Raw genomic sequence first — 13,496 nt, forward strand, 5'->3', positions numbered from 1 at the left:
ATTTTTAGCGTTACTGCTTTTAGTCAAAAAATGGTTACTAAAAAATACGAATCTGAAGAGCTACAAGATATTAGAACGATACAAATTCATTTACCAAATGGATACGACAGAGATACCATTACAAACTATCCGTTAACCATTGTATTAGATGCTGAATATTTATTTGATTTGTATGTAGGAAATTCAAAATTGTTTTCTCACACAGACAAAGCCCCAAAACAAATTGTTGTTGGGATTGAAATGGCAACTACTCGTTTAAAGGATGCTTCTTTTGACGAAACTAGAAATAGCGAATTAACAGCATATAGCAAAAGTTTTATCAAATTTATAAAAAACGAATTGCTATCTTATATTGAAGGAAATTATAAAACATCGCCTTTTTTAACGATTGTTGGTAACGGAATTTCAGCAAATTTAATAACGCATTTTTTAAAGGATGAAACGCCAATTTTTAACGCGTACATTTGCTTAAATCCAACGTTTAGTCCAGATATCAGTATTCAAATCGAATCTTATGATTTAAATAAATTAAGCTCTATTGATAACACCTACTATTTTTATTTTAATGATGGTAAATTTATTAGCGACGAAAAACAACAACGAATCGGCTTGTTAAATACATATCTAAAATCCTTATCCATTAAAAACTTTAATGTAAAATACGATTTCATTGGCGATTCGCCAAGTAATGTTTCTGCTATTGGCGAAGGAATTCCAAGAGCTTTTGATAAAATATTTGAAATTTATTCTGGAATTAACAAAGAAGAATTTGAAACAAAAATCAAGAATTTATCTCCGTTAGATGCCATTGCATATTTAGAAAATAAATACATAGAAATAGATTACTTATTTGGTTCTAATTTAGGAATACGAGAAATAGATATTATTGCTATTGAAAGTATTATTATTGAAAAAGAAAATGGCGATTATTTAAAAAATTATGGCAACATGATTTTAAATTTATATCCATTTTCTCCTTTAGGACATTATTACCTTGGAAGGTATTACGAAGCTGGAAAAAATTATTCGAAAGCCTTAGAACAATATCGATTGGGCTACGGAAAAATGGATCCTGCAGACCCAAATGCAGATAAATTTTATCAGAATGTACAACGAATGCTTAGAAAAGGATAAGGAATTAGTTTATCAATTCTAAACCATCTTCTTTAATAAGAATTGTTTTTTCTTTGTACAACGTTCCAACTGCTCTTTTAAACGCTTTTTTACTCATGAATAATTTACGTTTAATTTCTTCTGGAGAACTTTTATCTGTCAATGGTAAGAATCCGTCATGATCGTAAATTGCTTCAACCACTTTTTCTGTGTCTAAAGAAATTGCATTTCTAAAACCTTGTGGTTGTAGTGAAACATCTATTTTACCATCTTCTCTAATGTTTTTAATATAGCCAGTAATTCGTTGATTTTCTCTCAACTCCTGAAAAACTTCATTTCTATATAACAAGCCTTCAAATTCCTCATCAATTAAAACCGAAAAACCTAAATGTGTTTCTGATTCAATAATTAACGATACTTTATCTCCTACTTCTAAATCCATAATATGTTATTTTAAATGATTAAAATATGCTTTTAATATTGTTTCGTTGATTTCTTTATCCGTGAAAATTTCCAACACTTTTGGCGCATTTGAATCTTGATAAAATCCTTTTAATGCTGCTGATACTTCTGTTGTTTCTGAAACCGAAATATACTCTAATTGATACATTTTACACAAATGTGCTGCGGTTAATTGATGCGGTGTTTCAAAATACTCCAACGCATTTGTTGATTTTGGTCCAGGAATAAATCTAAAAATTCCGCCACCATTATTATTGATAAGAATAATTCTAAAATTCTTCGGAATGTAATTATTCCACAAAGCATTGCTGTCGTAAAAGAAACTCAAATCTCCAGTGATAAAAACGGTTTGATTTTTACTCGCAAAAGCAGCTCCAATTGCAGTGCTTGTACTTCCATCAATTCCGCTTGTTCCTCGATTACAAAACACACTCAGTGTGTTCTTAACATCAAATAATTGTGCGTATCTCACTACTGAACTATTTCCTAATTGTAATTGAAAATTTTTTGGAATACTTTCTAAAACTTGTTCAAAAACCTTTAAATCAGCATGTGGAATTTCACTTAAATAAAGTTGATGTTTTTCTGCTCTTTTTTCTTTTTCACACAACCATTTTTGCTGATAATTACTTTCAATTGTAGTGCTTCTTGAATTTAACTCTGATAAAAATAGTATTGGCTTCTCTTGAACAAATTCTGACAAACAATGAAATGTATTCATTGCTTTTTGTTCGTCAATATGCCAATGATGTTGTGGTTGGTGATTTCTTAAAAACTGTTTTATTTTTTTAGAAACTACCATTCCGCCAAAGGTTAACAAAACTTCTGGTTTTAACTCAGAAAACTCTTCTTCTGACAACGGAAAAATCAATTTATCAATAGAGTTAATGGTGTTTTCTGATGCTATATTTGAGGTGGTTTCTGTTAAAACAATTACAGAAGAATCATTCTTAAACTGCTCAATTAAATTCTGAACCACTTCATCAGGAAAATGTGTACCAACCAATATCATTTTTTTGGTTGATGCATTCCAAATTTTAGCAAGTTCTAAATAATCAACAGATTGCTTCGTTTCACTCGCAATGACAATTGGAAAAGTAAATTCTTCAAGTTCATCAATCGTTTCATACAAAGGTTCATCAAACGGAACATTGATGTGAACAGGTCCTTTTTTAGTGATTGCAATTTGTAACGCTTCAGAAATCAAATTAGTATTGAACTCCTTTTTTGCTTCACTTTCAATCAAATTTGCTGAAAATAAAATATGATTCTCAAACACATTTTCTTGACGAATGGTTTGTCCGTCGCCAATATCAATCAAATGTTTTGGTCTGTCTGCAGAAATGACAACTAACGGAATATTGCTGTAAAAAGCTTCTGCAATTGCCGGATAATAATTTAACAAAGCAGAACCAGAAGTACACACAATGGCAACAGGTTTTTGCATTTGTTGCGCAATTCCCATTGCAAAAAAAGCAGCACAACGCTCATCTACAATACTCAACGTTTTTATGTCTGGATGATTCGAAAAACCAACCGTTAACGGAGCATTACGTGAACCTGGAGAAATTACAACGGTATCAATTTTAAATTGATGACAAGCTGAAATTACAAGTTGTGCGAGTTCTTTTTTTGGAAAATCCCCACCTAACCTCCCCAAAGGGGAGGAACTTTGTATGTTATTTTCTTTGCTCAAAAATCATTTTAATTTTGCAGTAAAAATCTTAAATTCAATCAACCTTTCCCCATCGGGGAAATGCCCAAAGGGCAATGGGGATTAATTTCCTTTTTTATAATCTTCTAAAAACTTCGCCAAACCAATGTCTGTTAAAGGATGCTTTAACAATCCTTCAATGGCACTTAAAGGTCCAGTCATTACATCAGATCCTAATTTTGCACAATCAATAATGTGCATGGTATGGCGGACTGAAGCTGCTAAAATTTGAGTTTCGAATCCATAATTGTCATAAATCTGACGAATTTCTGCGATTAAATTTAATCCGTCGGTAGAAATATCATCTAAACGACCAATAAACGGAGAAACATAGGTTGCTCCAGCTTTTGCAGCTAACAACGCTTGTCCAGCAGAAAACACTAAGGTTACATTTGTTTTGATTCCTTTTGAAGAAAAATATTTACACGCTTTTATACCATCTTTTATCATTGGTAATTTTACCACAATTTGCGGATTTAAAGCAGCTAATGCCTCTCCTTCTTTAATCATCCCTGCAAAATCTGTTGCAATTACTTCTGCAGAAACATCGCCTTCAACCAAATTGCAAATTGCTTTGTAATGATTGATGATATTTGCTGCTCCTGTAATGCCTTCTTTTGCCATTAAAGACGGATTTGTAGTAACGCCATCTAAAATCCCTAAAGCCTGAGCTTCTTCTATTTGTGATAAATTTGCTGTGTCAATAAAAAATTTCATATTCTTAAATTTAGTTCTGTAAAATTATAATTTATAATGATTCATTAGTAGTTTTTCGTACATTTTATCTGGTAAAATTCGCTTTAAAACAATGGAGCATTTCTCCATAAATCCACCAACTTTATAATGAATCTTCGGGCTTTTAGTTTCAATAATGCTATAAACTTCTTTTGCCATTTCTATCGGATTCATTCCGCCATCAACATGCGCATCCATCAAATTTAAATTTTCTTGATAGGTTTCTTTATACGCAGAATTTTCAAAAACTGGCGTATGATACCTTCCTGCTGCAATGTTTGTAGCAAAATCTCCTGGAGCAACATTTACAATATCAATTCCGAATTGTTTTACTTCCATTCGTGCTGCTTCGGTAATCAATTCTAATGCGCCTTTTGTTGCAGAATAAATACCACGAAAAGGCAATCCCATATAACCCGCAATCGATGTTACATTAATTATTTTTCCGCTTTTTTGTTTTCGCATTTGCGGCAAAACCGCTTTCATTACATCAACAGCTCCAAATAAATTGGTGTTAAAAACCTTTTTCATTTCTTCTGTTGGTGTATCTTCAATAGCACCTGTAATTCCCATTCCAGCATTATTGATTAACACATCAATTCTTCCTTCATTTATAATAATTTCAGAAACTGCATTTTGAATAGAAGCTACATTTAAAACATCTAAAGCAAGCATTTTATAAGAGAAAGAATTGTCTTCTTTTTGCGTTCTACTTGTTCCGTAAACTACCATTCCTTTTTTAGAAAGATAGTTGGCAATGGATTTTCCAATTCCTGAGGAAGCACCAGTAATAAGAACAACTTTTGACATATAAAGATTTAAAATTTTTGATTTAAAATTCAAAGTTTAGCAAATATCTTAAAACTAAATTAAGAAAACTAAAAAAGAGAAGGTAAATGATAGTTTTTTGAAATCCTTTCCTTCGGAAAGGATTTAGGATAGAAAAAGATTTAGGGCATAAAAAATGGCAAGCTATCTACATCACACTGCTACAACCTAATACCCTTGCTGCGTTCCCGCCCTGGGGGGTTCAAAGGGAGCTAGTTGTGTAGGACTTGCCGATGCAAATTTACAATGATTTTTAAAGTTGCGCAATGTTTTTTTATCAATTTTGTAACAAAAGATGCACTTTGGTTACTAATCAAATAGTTAATCGTAAATAAATCCAATTGGATTTATTTATCTTTGACCTAAACGAAATTTATATATTTGTATAACTAACTAAATATCAAAATACAATGGAAAATCAAGCATCTAGTAAAAGTATTATTTTAAATTATGGAGTATACCTTGGTATCGCTTCTGTACTAATTAATTTAGTTGTGTATGCAACTGGAGATTATTTAAAACCTCATTGGTCAGTTAGTGTATTAAGCGGAGTCTTAATGGTTGCAATTATTGTAATGGCTAATAAAAAATTTAAAGAATTTAATGGTGGTTTTATGTCTTGGGGACAATCTGTTAAAATAGGTGTTGGTTTAACAGTAATTAGTGCTTTAATTATAATTGTTTATCAACAAATATTTTCGAATATTATTGAACCAGAATACATGCAACAAATGATGATGATGCAAGAACAAACCTGGACAGATCAAGGAATGACCAGCGAACAAATTGATGCAGCTAAAACAATGATGCAAAAGTTTCAAGGACCATTTATTTCATCTGCAATTGGAATTGTTGGTGCAGCTTTTATAGGTTTTGTTGTCTCTGCAATTGTTGGAGCAATTATGAAACAATCTGCTGAAGAGCAATACTAGTTTTTAAGAAAAATTTAAACGATATAAAGGTAAAATATCTTCGGATGTTTTACCTTTACGTTTTTACAAAACCTTATAATTTTGAAACAAATAAACATATCGGTAGTTATACCTTTATTAAACGAAGAAGAATCTTTAGAAGAATTATACCGTTGGATTGCAAACGTAATGCAATCCAATTCTTATGTTTTCGAAGTTATTTTTATTGATGATGGCAGCACAGATACCTCTTGGGATGTCATCGAGAATCTTTCTTCAGAACATAAACAAGTAAAAGGAATTCGCTTTCAAAAAAACTACGGTAAAAGTCAAGCCTTAGACGCAGGTTTTGAACTTGCCGAAGGAAATGTTGTGATTACTATGGATGCCGATTTACAAGACAATCCTGAAGAAATTCCTGAATTATACGATTTAATTACAAAAGAAAACTACGATCTAATTTCTGGTTGGAAAAAGAAACGTTACGATTCAAAAATTAGAAAAAACATTCCATCAAAATTATTTAACGCTGCTGCTAGAAAAACTTCTGGATTAAAATTACACGATTTTAATTGTGGATTAAAAGCCTATAAAAACGAAGTTGTAAAAAGCGTAAAAGTTAGCGGAGAAATGCATCGTTATATTCCGGTTTTAGCTAAAAACGAAGGTTTTACGAAAATTGGAGAAAAAGTAGTACAACATCAAGCAAGAAAATACGGCGTCACAAAATTTGGCATGAGCCGTTTTATAAACGGATTTCTAGATTTAATTACCATTTCTTTTCTATCAAAATTTGGAAAACGACCTATGCACATATTCGGACTTTGGGGTACGTTGATGTTTATTTGCGGATTTATGTCTGCAGCCTTTATTGGAGTTTTAAAAATTTATAAATTATCTGCCGGATTAAAAACAATCTTAGTCACAGACAATCCTTGGTTTTACATTGCGCTAACAGCCATGATTTTAGGAACACAATTATTCTTAGCTGGTTTTCTTGGAGAGCTTTTAATTAAAACAAAAAGCCACGAAAAGCATTACACAATTAAAGAAACCTTAAATATCTAAATCCGTATCTTTGCGGACAGAAAATTTTTACATGAAAGAGATTTTAGAACAAGCAAAAAGTTGGCTTTCTGACACCTTTGATTCAGAAACAAGAACAGAGATTCAACAATTAATCAATACAAATTCTGATGATTTAGCAGATCGATTTTATAAAAACATGGAATTTGGAACTGGTGGAATGCGTGGAATAATGGGCGCAGGAACCAACCGAATCAACAAATATACCTTAGGAAAAGCAACGCAAGGATTAAGTAATTATTTACAACAATGTTTTCCTAACAAAGATTTAAAAGTTGCTATTGCCTACGATTGCAGACATAACAGTAAGGAATTTTCCAAATTGGTTGCAGATGTACTTTCTGCGAATAACATACAAGTATATTTATTTGAAGATCTACGTCCAACTCCAGAATTATCTTTTGCTGTAAATCACTTATATTGTGATGCAGGAATTGTATTAACTGCTTCTCATAATCCGCCAGAATACAACGGTTACAAAGTCTATTGGAATGATGGCGGACAAATTGTTCCTCCGCACGATAAAAAAATTATTGACGAAGTAAATTCATTAGAATTTTCTGAAATCAATTTTAAAGCAAACGAAAATTTAATTACAAAAATTGGTGCAGAAGTGGATGAAGCCTTTTGGAATGCGTCTGTTAAAAACGGAACATTTGACATAAAAGGAAGAGAAGATTTAAAAATTGTTTTTACTTCTTTACACGGAACTTCAATTACATTAATTCCAGAAGCATTAAAACGCGCTGGTTACACCAATGTGCATATTGTAAAAGAACAAGAAGTACCAAATGGAGATTTCCCAACGGTAAAATCACCAAATCCAGAAGAACCAGAAGCCTTAAAAATGGCCATCGATTTAGCCAATACCATAGATGCAGATATTGTGATTGGAACCGATCCTGATTCTGACAGATTAGGAATTGCAGTTCGAGATTTAAAAGGAAATATGAAGTTGTTAAACGGAAATCAAACGATGAGTATGATGACCGATTTCTTAATCAAACAATGGGAACTAAAAGGCAACTTAAACGGAAATCAATTTGTAGGCTCCACGATTGTGTCAACAAATTTAGTCAATGAAATTGCAGATTCTTACGGAGTTGAAACCAAAGTTGGTTTAACTGGCTTTAAATGGATTGCTAAAATGATACAAGATTTTCCAAATCAAGAATTTATTGGCGGTGGAGAAGAAAGTTTTGGGTATATGGTTGGTGATTTTGTGAGAGATAAAGATGCCGTTACTTCTACGTTGCTAGCTTGTGAAATTGCTACAAATGCAAAATCAAACGGAAGTACTTTTTACAAAGATTTATTAGAACTATACATCAAAAATAATTTTTACAAAGAACACTTAATTTCGATTGTTAAAAAAGGAATGGATGGCGCCAATCAAATCAAACAAATGATGATTGATTTACGTAAAAGTCCATTGACACAAATTGATGACTCTAAGGTTGAATTTTTATGTGATTATCAATCTTCTATCAAAAAAAATCTAATCACTGGTGAAGAAACAGTGATGGGTATTCCAAAATCAAACGTAATTATTTATCACACAGAAGACGGAACTAAAGTTGCTGCAAGACCAAGCGGAACAGAACCAAAAATAAAGTTCTACTTTAGCGTAAAATCTAAATTAGACGCAATTGAAAACGCTGTTGAAACAGAAACGAAATTGGATGCTAAAATTCAACGTATTATAAAAGAATTACACCTATAATGAATTACTTTAAACAAATATTACGATTTGCTAGACCTTATAGAAAATATGTGTTTTTAAACATATTGTTTAACATTTTGTATGCTATTTTTAATGTGCTTTCAGTATTGGCTTTTATCCCTGTTTTAAACATTCTTTTTAAGCAAGAAAACAAAATTACTTTACAACCAGTTTATAACGGAATTAGCTCTGCTGGTTCTTATATAAAGGATAGTTTTTATTTTTATATTTCTCAAAAGATAGAAAATGAAGGTGTTGTTCAAGTACTCTTATTTATTTGTTTAGTAACTTTTGCATTATTTTTTCTTAAAAATTTATTTCGCTATTTAGCGTCATATGTGTTGGTTTTTTTACGAAATGGAACTGTTAAAGACATTAGAGATAGCTTGTATCAAAAAATTGTTGAGCTTCCAATTGCTTATTTTTCAAAAAAGAAAAAAGGAGATATTATTGCAAGAATGACTGCTGATGTTCAAGAAATTGAAATCTCTTTCCTTACTTCTTTAGAAGCTATTGTAAGAGAGCCTTTAACTGTGGTTATTTCGCTTACAATGATGATTGTGATTAGCTTAAAACTAACACTTTTTGTGTTTATTTTACTGCCCGTTTCTGGCTTTATCATTTCTGCAATTAGTAAAAAATTAAAAGCAAACTCTTTAAAAGCGCAAAAAGAAACTGGTAACTTTTTATCATTTATTGAAGAAACATTGACGGGTTTAAGAGTTATTAAAGGCTTCAATGCAGAAAATATCATTGGAAGAAAATTTAGAGATTCTACAAAAAAATTCAAACAATTAATGACAAGTGTTTTACACAGACAAACACTAGCTTCACCAATGAGTGAGTTTTTAGGTTCGGCAACCATAATTGCAATTTTATGGTACGGAGGAAAATTAGTACTAGAAAATAATAGTCCTTTAAAACCTGAAGAGTTTTTGACGTATATCATGTTGTTTTACACTGTTTTAAATCCTGTAAAAGCAATTACAACTGCGTATTATAACATTCAAAAAGGAAATGCATCCGCAGAAAGAATTGTAGAAGTACTGAGTGCTGAGAATGAAATTGTTGAAGAGGAAAATGCACTTACAAAAAGTACTTTTGATCGTGAAATTGTCTTTGATAATATCTCTTTTAAATATGATGATGAATACGTACTTAAAAACTTTTCCTTGACAATCCCTAAAGGAAAAACTGTTGCTTTGGTTGGACAATCTGGAAGTGGAAAATCAACTTTAGCAAATTTAATCACACGTTTTTATGATGTAAATGAAGGAGCTATTTTTATTGACGGAATCAACATTAAAGACTTGAAAAAAAGAGCACTACGAAATTTAATGGGAATCGTAACTCAAGATTCTATTTTATTTAACGATACCATTGCAAATAATTTAACTCTTGGACTAGAAAACGCAACAAAAAAGCAAATTCAAGAAGCTGCAGAAATTGCCAATGCACATGAATTTATTAAAGACTTGCCAAATACATACGACACCAATATTGGCGATAGTGGAAATATGCTTTCTGGCGGACAGAAACAACGATTAAGTATTGCAAGAGCTGTGTTAAAAAACCCACCAATAATGGTGTTAGATGAAGCAACATCTGCATTAGATACAGAATCTGAACAATTAGTTCAGGTTGCTTTAGAAAAAATGATGCAGAATAGAACTTCGTTAGTAATTGCGCATCGTTTATCAACCATTCAAAAAGCAGATACCATTGTGGTTTTAAAGAAAGGAAAAATAATTGAGCAAGGAAAACATGATGATTTAATGCAAGAAAAAGGAGATTATTTTAAATTGGTAACCATGCAAAATTTAAATTAAAACAATGATGAAAGTATTATTTGTTGTAGATTTTGAAACCTCAATAAACATTATAAAAACACAGCTTGAACTCATTCTTCAATTAAAAAGGAAGAAAGATGTTGTGCCTTTTGTATTGGGTAAAATTAGCGATGAAACAAAGCGTATTTTAACTTCTGAAAACATCAAATACAAAATCTTATTTCCAACAAAAAAAATTGATTTTAACTATATTAAAGAAATAAAAGGTTTACTAAAAGATGAAAATTTTGATGTAGTCCAATTTTTTAATGGAAAACCTGCAAGAAGTTTTTTATTTGCTGTAAAAAATCACAAACCAAAAACAGTGCTTTTCATGGGTTCAATAAGTTTGCATTGGCATGATCCATCTGCATATTTAACCTTTTTAAGTCCTAAAATGGATAAAATTACGTGCAATAGTAAATATGTTTTTGAGCATGTAAAAAAACAACTTTTAAGCAAAAATAAAAGTAAAGCAGTACTAGTTTATGAAGGATATTCTTCTTCTTGGTTTAAAGATGTAAAAGCTTTTGATTATACAACATTAAATATTCCAAAAGATGCAATTAAGGTTTGTTTTGTTGGTAATCATAGAAAAGTAAAAGGGACTAAATATTTTTTAGAATCTTCTTATCATTTAAATTCAACGAAAGAAATTCATTATATACTTATAGGCAATAAAACGAACATTCCTAGTTTGTATAAAATTGCAAAATCGAGTCCAAATGTTACTAAAATTCATTTCTTAGGATTAAGAAACGACGCGGTTTCTCTAATCAAAGGCGCAGACATTTATGCACAGACTTCTTTAAGCGAAGGTTTTGGTAGAGCAATTAGTGAAGCAATGTGTGTAGAAAAACCTATTGTAATGACCAATGCTGGTGGTTGTACAGAATTGATTGATGAAAGTTGCGGAATTGTTGTTCCTCTTAAAGATGGAGAAGCAATTGGAAAAGCAATTTCTACTTTAGCCAACAATGATACTTTACGAATTGAAATGGGGAAAAATGCAAAAATTAGAATTGATACTGTTATCAATACTGAAAAAACGACTGAAGAAACGTATCAAGTGTATGCCGGTTTGCTAAAAGATTAATTTCTTAACATTTCAATCCCAAATCTTTTCCTTTCTCTAACATAAATTGATAAGACGCTTCGTATTCATTCGGAATTACGCCTTCTAAAATAGCTTCTTTTATGGCTTCTTTTAATTGACCTATTTCTCTACAAGGTTCTAAATTAAAGGTTTTCATAATCAATTCACCAGAAATTGGAGGCTGAAAATTACGCACATGATCTCGCTCTTCTACTTCTTTTATTTTTGCTCTTACCAACTCAAAATTCTTATGATATCGTTTAAATTTCGATGGATTTTTAGTAGTAATATCCGCTTCACACAAAGTCATTAACGATTCAATATCATCGCCTGCATCAAAAACCAAACGTCTAACTGCAGCATCTGTAACTTCGCTTGCTAGCACAATTGGACGAGAACTTAACAAAACCATTTTCTGAACAAATTTCATTTTGTTATTCAACGGCATTTTCAATCGTTTAAACAATTTAAAAACCATTTTTGAACCCACAAATTCATGTGCATGAAATGTCCAACCAATTTTTTTATGAAATTTTTTTGTTGGTGCTTTTCCGATATCGTGCAACAAAGCTGCCCAACGCAACCAAACATCATTTGTGTTTTCAGAAATATTATCAACCACTTCTAAAGTATGATAAAAATTGTCTTTATGCTTTTGACCCTCTACTTCTTCTACTCCTTTTAAAGCAATCAATTCTGGTAAAATCAACGGTAATAATTGAGTGGATTCTAATAATAGAAATCCAACGGAAGGTGTTGCAGAAAGCATCATTTTATGCAACTCATCTACAATGCGCTCTTTGGTGATGATGTTTAATCGTTCTGCATTTTTAGAAATTGCAGCTAACGATTTTGGTTCAATTGTAAAATGCAATTGACTTGCAAATCGGATGGCGCGCATCATCCGTAAAGGATCATCAGAATAGGTAATATTTGGTTCTAACGGTGTTCTAATAATTTTAGAATGTAAATCTTCTACTCCATTAAACGGATCTAGCAACAAGCCAAAATCATTTGTATTTAAACTTAACGCCAACGCATTAATTGTAAAATCCCTTCTGTTTTGATCATCTTGTAAGGTTCCTTCTTCTACTTCTGGATTTCTACTTTCTTCTGAATACGATTCTTTTCTTGCGCCAACAAATTCAATTTCGATGTCTTTATAGCGCAACATTGCTGTTCCGTACGTTTTAAAAACTTGCACTTTTGGTTTTGTTGGTAATAATTGCGCCACTTTTTCTGCCAATTCAATTCCACTACCAACAGCAACAACATCAACATCTTTTGCAGTACCTCTTTGCAATAAATAATCGCGAACAAAACCGCCAATTACATAACTTTTTACTTCTAATTCTTGTGAAGCTTTTGAAATATATTCGAAAATTGAAGCAGAAATTGCGTCTTTGTAAAATTGTTGTTGCATAAAAATTAATCTCTAATAACTTCTACTTTATCATCAACAATTTTAAGAATTCTTGATGAAGCAGTTGCTACTATTTCTTGCTGCAAATTTACTATATAATCAACGCTATCCAAAATAGTTGCAGATATTTCTGAAAATGATTTTGGGGTTGGCTCTCTGCTTATATTTGCGGAAGTAGAAACGATTGGTTTTCTGAATTCTTTAAGTAAAGCTTTGCAAAAATCGTTTTGCACAATTCTAATGGCAATGGTGTGGCCTGATGCAATGCAATTCTTTGCCAAGCCTTTTGGATTGTTGTAAATAATTGTTGTTGGTTTTGTAGCTTTTTCTAGCTCTTCAATTGCTTTTTCTGGAATATTTTCTACATAATCAGAAAGCATTTGAAAAGAATCTACCAAAATGATGAGGCTTTTACTCTCTGCTCGTTGTTTGATTTTGTAAATCTTTGAAACTGCACTAGAGTTTGTTGCATCACAACCAATTCCCCAAACGGTATCTGTTGGATATAAAAGTGTTTTTCCTTCTTTTAAAGCTATTGCAAAATGTTGAATTTCTTCTGAGTTCAAAATCGTTTGT

At 31.5% G+C, this 13,496-nt stretch carries 12 protein-coding genes and 1 other RNA gene; 6 read left to right on the top strand and 7 right to left on the bottom strand.

Going from position 1 to position 13,496, the window contains the following annotated elements:
- Nucleotides 1-30 precede the first annotated feature (30 nt).
- Entirely contained in the window at nt 31-1,134 is a 1,104-nt protein-coding gene (locus tag KCTC32516_RS11770) for an alpha/beta hydrolase-fold protein (RefSeq protein ID WP_301400829.1), read from the top strand.
- A 4-nt stretch (nt 1,135-1,138) separates the two neighbouring features.
- Here the strand turns inward: KCTC32516_RS11770 and KCTC32516_RS11775 are convergent, their stop codons facing one another.
- The 5 genes from KCTC32516_RS11775 to ffs all read right to left on the bottom strand — a co-directional run bounded on the left by KCTC32516_RS11775 (nt 1,139) and on the right by ffs (nt 5,085).
- Nucleotides 1,139-1,555 (bottom strand): S1 RNA-binding domain-containing protein, encoded by a 417-nt coding sequence (locus tag KCTC32516_RS11775; RefSeq protein WP_301400830.1) that lies wholly within the window; start codon nt 1,553-1,555, stop codon nt 1,139-1,141.
- Between the two features lie 6 nt (nt 1,556-1,561).
- Nucleotides 1,562-3,271 (bottom strand): 2-succinyl-5-enolpyruvyl-6-hydroxy-3-cyclohexene-1-carboxylic-acid synthase, encoded by a 1,710-nt coding sequence (gene menD / locus KCTC32516_RS11780; RefSeq protein ID WP_301400831.1) that lies wholly within the window; start codon nt 3,269-3,271, stop codon nt 1,562-1,564.
- Nucleotides 3,272-3,352: 81 nt separating this feature from the next.
- Nucleotides 3,353-4,006 carry a fructose-6-phosphate aldolase gene (gene fsa / locus KCTC32516_RS11785; RefSeq protein WP_301400833.1) on the bottom strand — a complete coding sequence of 218 codons (654 nt, stop codon included), beginning with the start codon at nt 4,004-4,006 and terminating at the stop codon, nt 3,353-3,355.
- A 24-nt stretch (nt 4,007-4,030) separates the two neighbouring features.
- Nucleotides 4,031-4,834, bottom strand: coding sequence for an SDR family oxidoreductase (locus KCTC32516_RS11790; protein WP_301400834.1), 804 nt, complete (start codon nt 4,832-4,834; stop codon nt 4,031-4,033).
- A gap of 152 nt (nt 4,835-4,986) precedes the next feature.
- Nucleotides 4,987-5,085: signal recognition particle sRNA small type (ffs, locus tag KCTC32516_RS11795), an RNA gene on the bottom strand.
- A gap of 177 nt (nt 5,086-5,262) precedes the next feature.
- Here ffs and KCTC32516_RS11800 point away from each other — a divergent pair.
- From KCTC32516_RS11800 to KCTC32516_RS11820, 5 genes are all read left to right on the top strand, one after another.
- Nucleotides 5,263-5,784 (top strand): DUF4199 domain-containing protein, encoded by a 522-nt coding sequence (locus KCTC32516_RS11800; RefSeq protein ID WP_301400836.1) that lies wholly within the window; start codon nt 5,263-5,265, stop codon nt 5,782-5,784.
- Between the two features lie 90 nt (nt 5,785-5,874).
- Nucleotides 5,875-6,831 carry a glycosyltransferase family 2 protein gene (locus tag KCTC32516_RS11805; RefSeq protein WP_301402764.1) on the top strand — a complete coding sequence of 319 codons (957 nt, stop codon included), beginning with the start codon at nt 5,875-5,877 and terminating at the stop codon, nt 6,829-6,831.
- 31 nt (nt 6,832-6,862) lie between these two features.
- Complete coding sequence (locus tag KCTC32516_RS11810; RefSeq protein ID WP_301400837.1) at nt 6,863-8,572, top strand: phospho-sugar mutase; 1,710 nt, start codon at nt 6,863-6,865, stop codon at nt 8,570-8,572.
- On the top strand, nt 8,572-10,401 hold the full coding sequence (locus tag KCTC32516_RS11815; protein ID WP_301400839.1) for an ABC transporter ATP-binding protein: 1,830 nt from the start codon (nt 8,572-8,574) through the stop codon (nt 10,399-10,401). The genes KCTC32516_RS11810 and KCTC32516_RS11815 overlap by 1 nt, the downstream gene beginning before the upstream one ends.
- 4 nt (nt 10,402-10,405) lie before the next feature.
- Entirely contained in the window at nt 10,406-11,497 is a 1,092-nt protein-coding gene (locus KCTC32516_RS11820) for a glycosyltransferase family 4 protein (protein ID WP_301400841.1), read from the top strand.
- 4 nt (nt 11,498-11,501) lie between these two features.
- Here KCTC32516_RS11820 and KCTC32516_RS11825 read toward each other — a convergent pair whose 3' ends face one another.
- Together KCTC32516_RS11825 and KCTC32516_RS11830 are read right to left on the bottom strand one after the other, a co-directional pair.
- Nucleotides 11,502-12,920: a CCA tRNA nucleotidyltransferase gene (locus KCTC32516_RS11825; protein WP_301400843.1), complete on the bottom strand. Its 1,419-nt coding sequence runs from the start codon at nt 12,918-12,920 to the stop codon at nt 11,502-11,504.
- Between the two features lie 5 nt (nt 12,921-12,925).
- The gene (locus KCTC32516_RS11830) at nt 12,926-13,486 is read right to left on the bottom strand and encodes an L-threonylcarbamoyladenylate synthase (RefSeq protein ID WP_301400845.1); all 561 of its coding nucleotides are present in this window, start codon (nt 13,484-13,486) and stop codon (nt 12,926-12,928) included.
- Nucleotides 13,487-13,496 lie beyond the last annotated feature (10 nt).

It is taken from the genome of Polaribacter huanghezhanensis, assembly GCF_030444335.1.
Lineage (GTDB): Bacteria > Bacteroidota > Bacteroidia > Flavobacteriales > Flavobacteriaceae > Polaribacter > Polaribacter huanghezhanensis.

What these genes read in the sequence shown, in the direction of transcription:
- KCTC32516_RS11825 (WP_301400843.1), bottom strand. Translation starts at nt 12,920, where the DNA reads ATGCAACAACAATTTTACAAAGACGCAATTTCTGCTTCAATTTTCGAA.
- KCTC32516_RS11800 (WP_301400836.1), top strand. Translation starts at nt 5,263, where the DNA reads ATGGAAAATCAAGCATCTAGTAAAAGTATTATTTTAAATTATGGAGTA.
- KCTC32516_RS11815 (WP_301400839.1), top strand. Translation starts at nt 8,572, where the DNA reads ATGAATTACTTTAAACAAATATTACGATTTGCTAGACCTTATAGAAAA.
- KCTC32516_RS11775 (WP_301400830.1), bottom strand. Translation starts at nt 1,555, where the DNA reads ATGGATTTAGAAGTAGGAGATAAAGTATCGTTAATTATTGAATCAGAA.
- KCTC32516_RS11790 (WP_301400834.1), bottom strand. Translation starts at nt 4,834, where the DNA reads ATGTCAAAAGTTGTTCTTATTACTGGTGCTTCCTCAGGAATTGGAAAA.
- KCTC32516_RS11770 (WP_301400829.1), top strand. Translation starts at nt 31, where the DNA reads ATGGTTACTAAAAAATACGAATCTGAAGAGCTACAAGATATTAGAACG.
- KCTC32516_RS11810 (WP_301400837.1), top strand. Translation starts at nt 6,863, where the DNA reads ATGAAAGAGATTTTAGAACAAGCAAAAAGTTGGCTTTCTGACACCTTT.
- KCTC32516_RS11820 (WP_301400841.1), top strand. Translation starts at nt 10,406, where the DNA reads ATGATGAAAGTATTATTTGTTGTAGATTTTGAAACCTCAATAAACATT.
- fsa (WP_301400833.1), bottom strand. Translation starts at nt 4,006, where the DNA reads ATGAAATTTTTTATTGACACAGCAAATTTATCACAAATAGAAGAAGCT.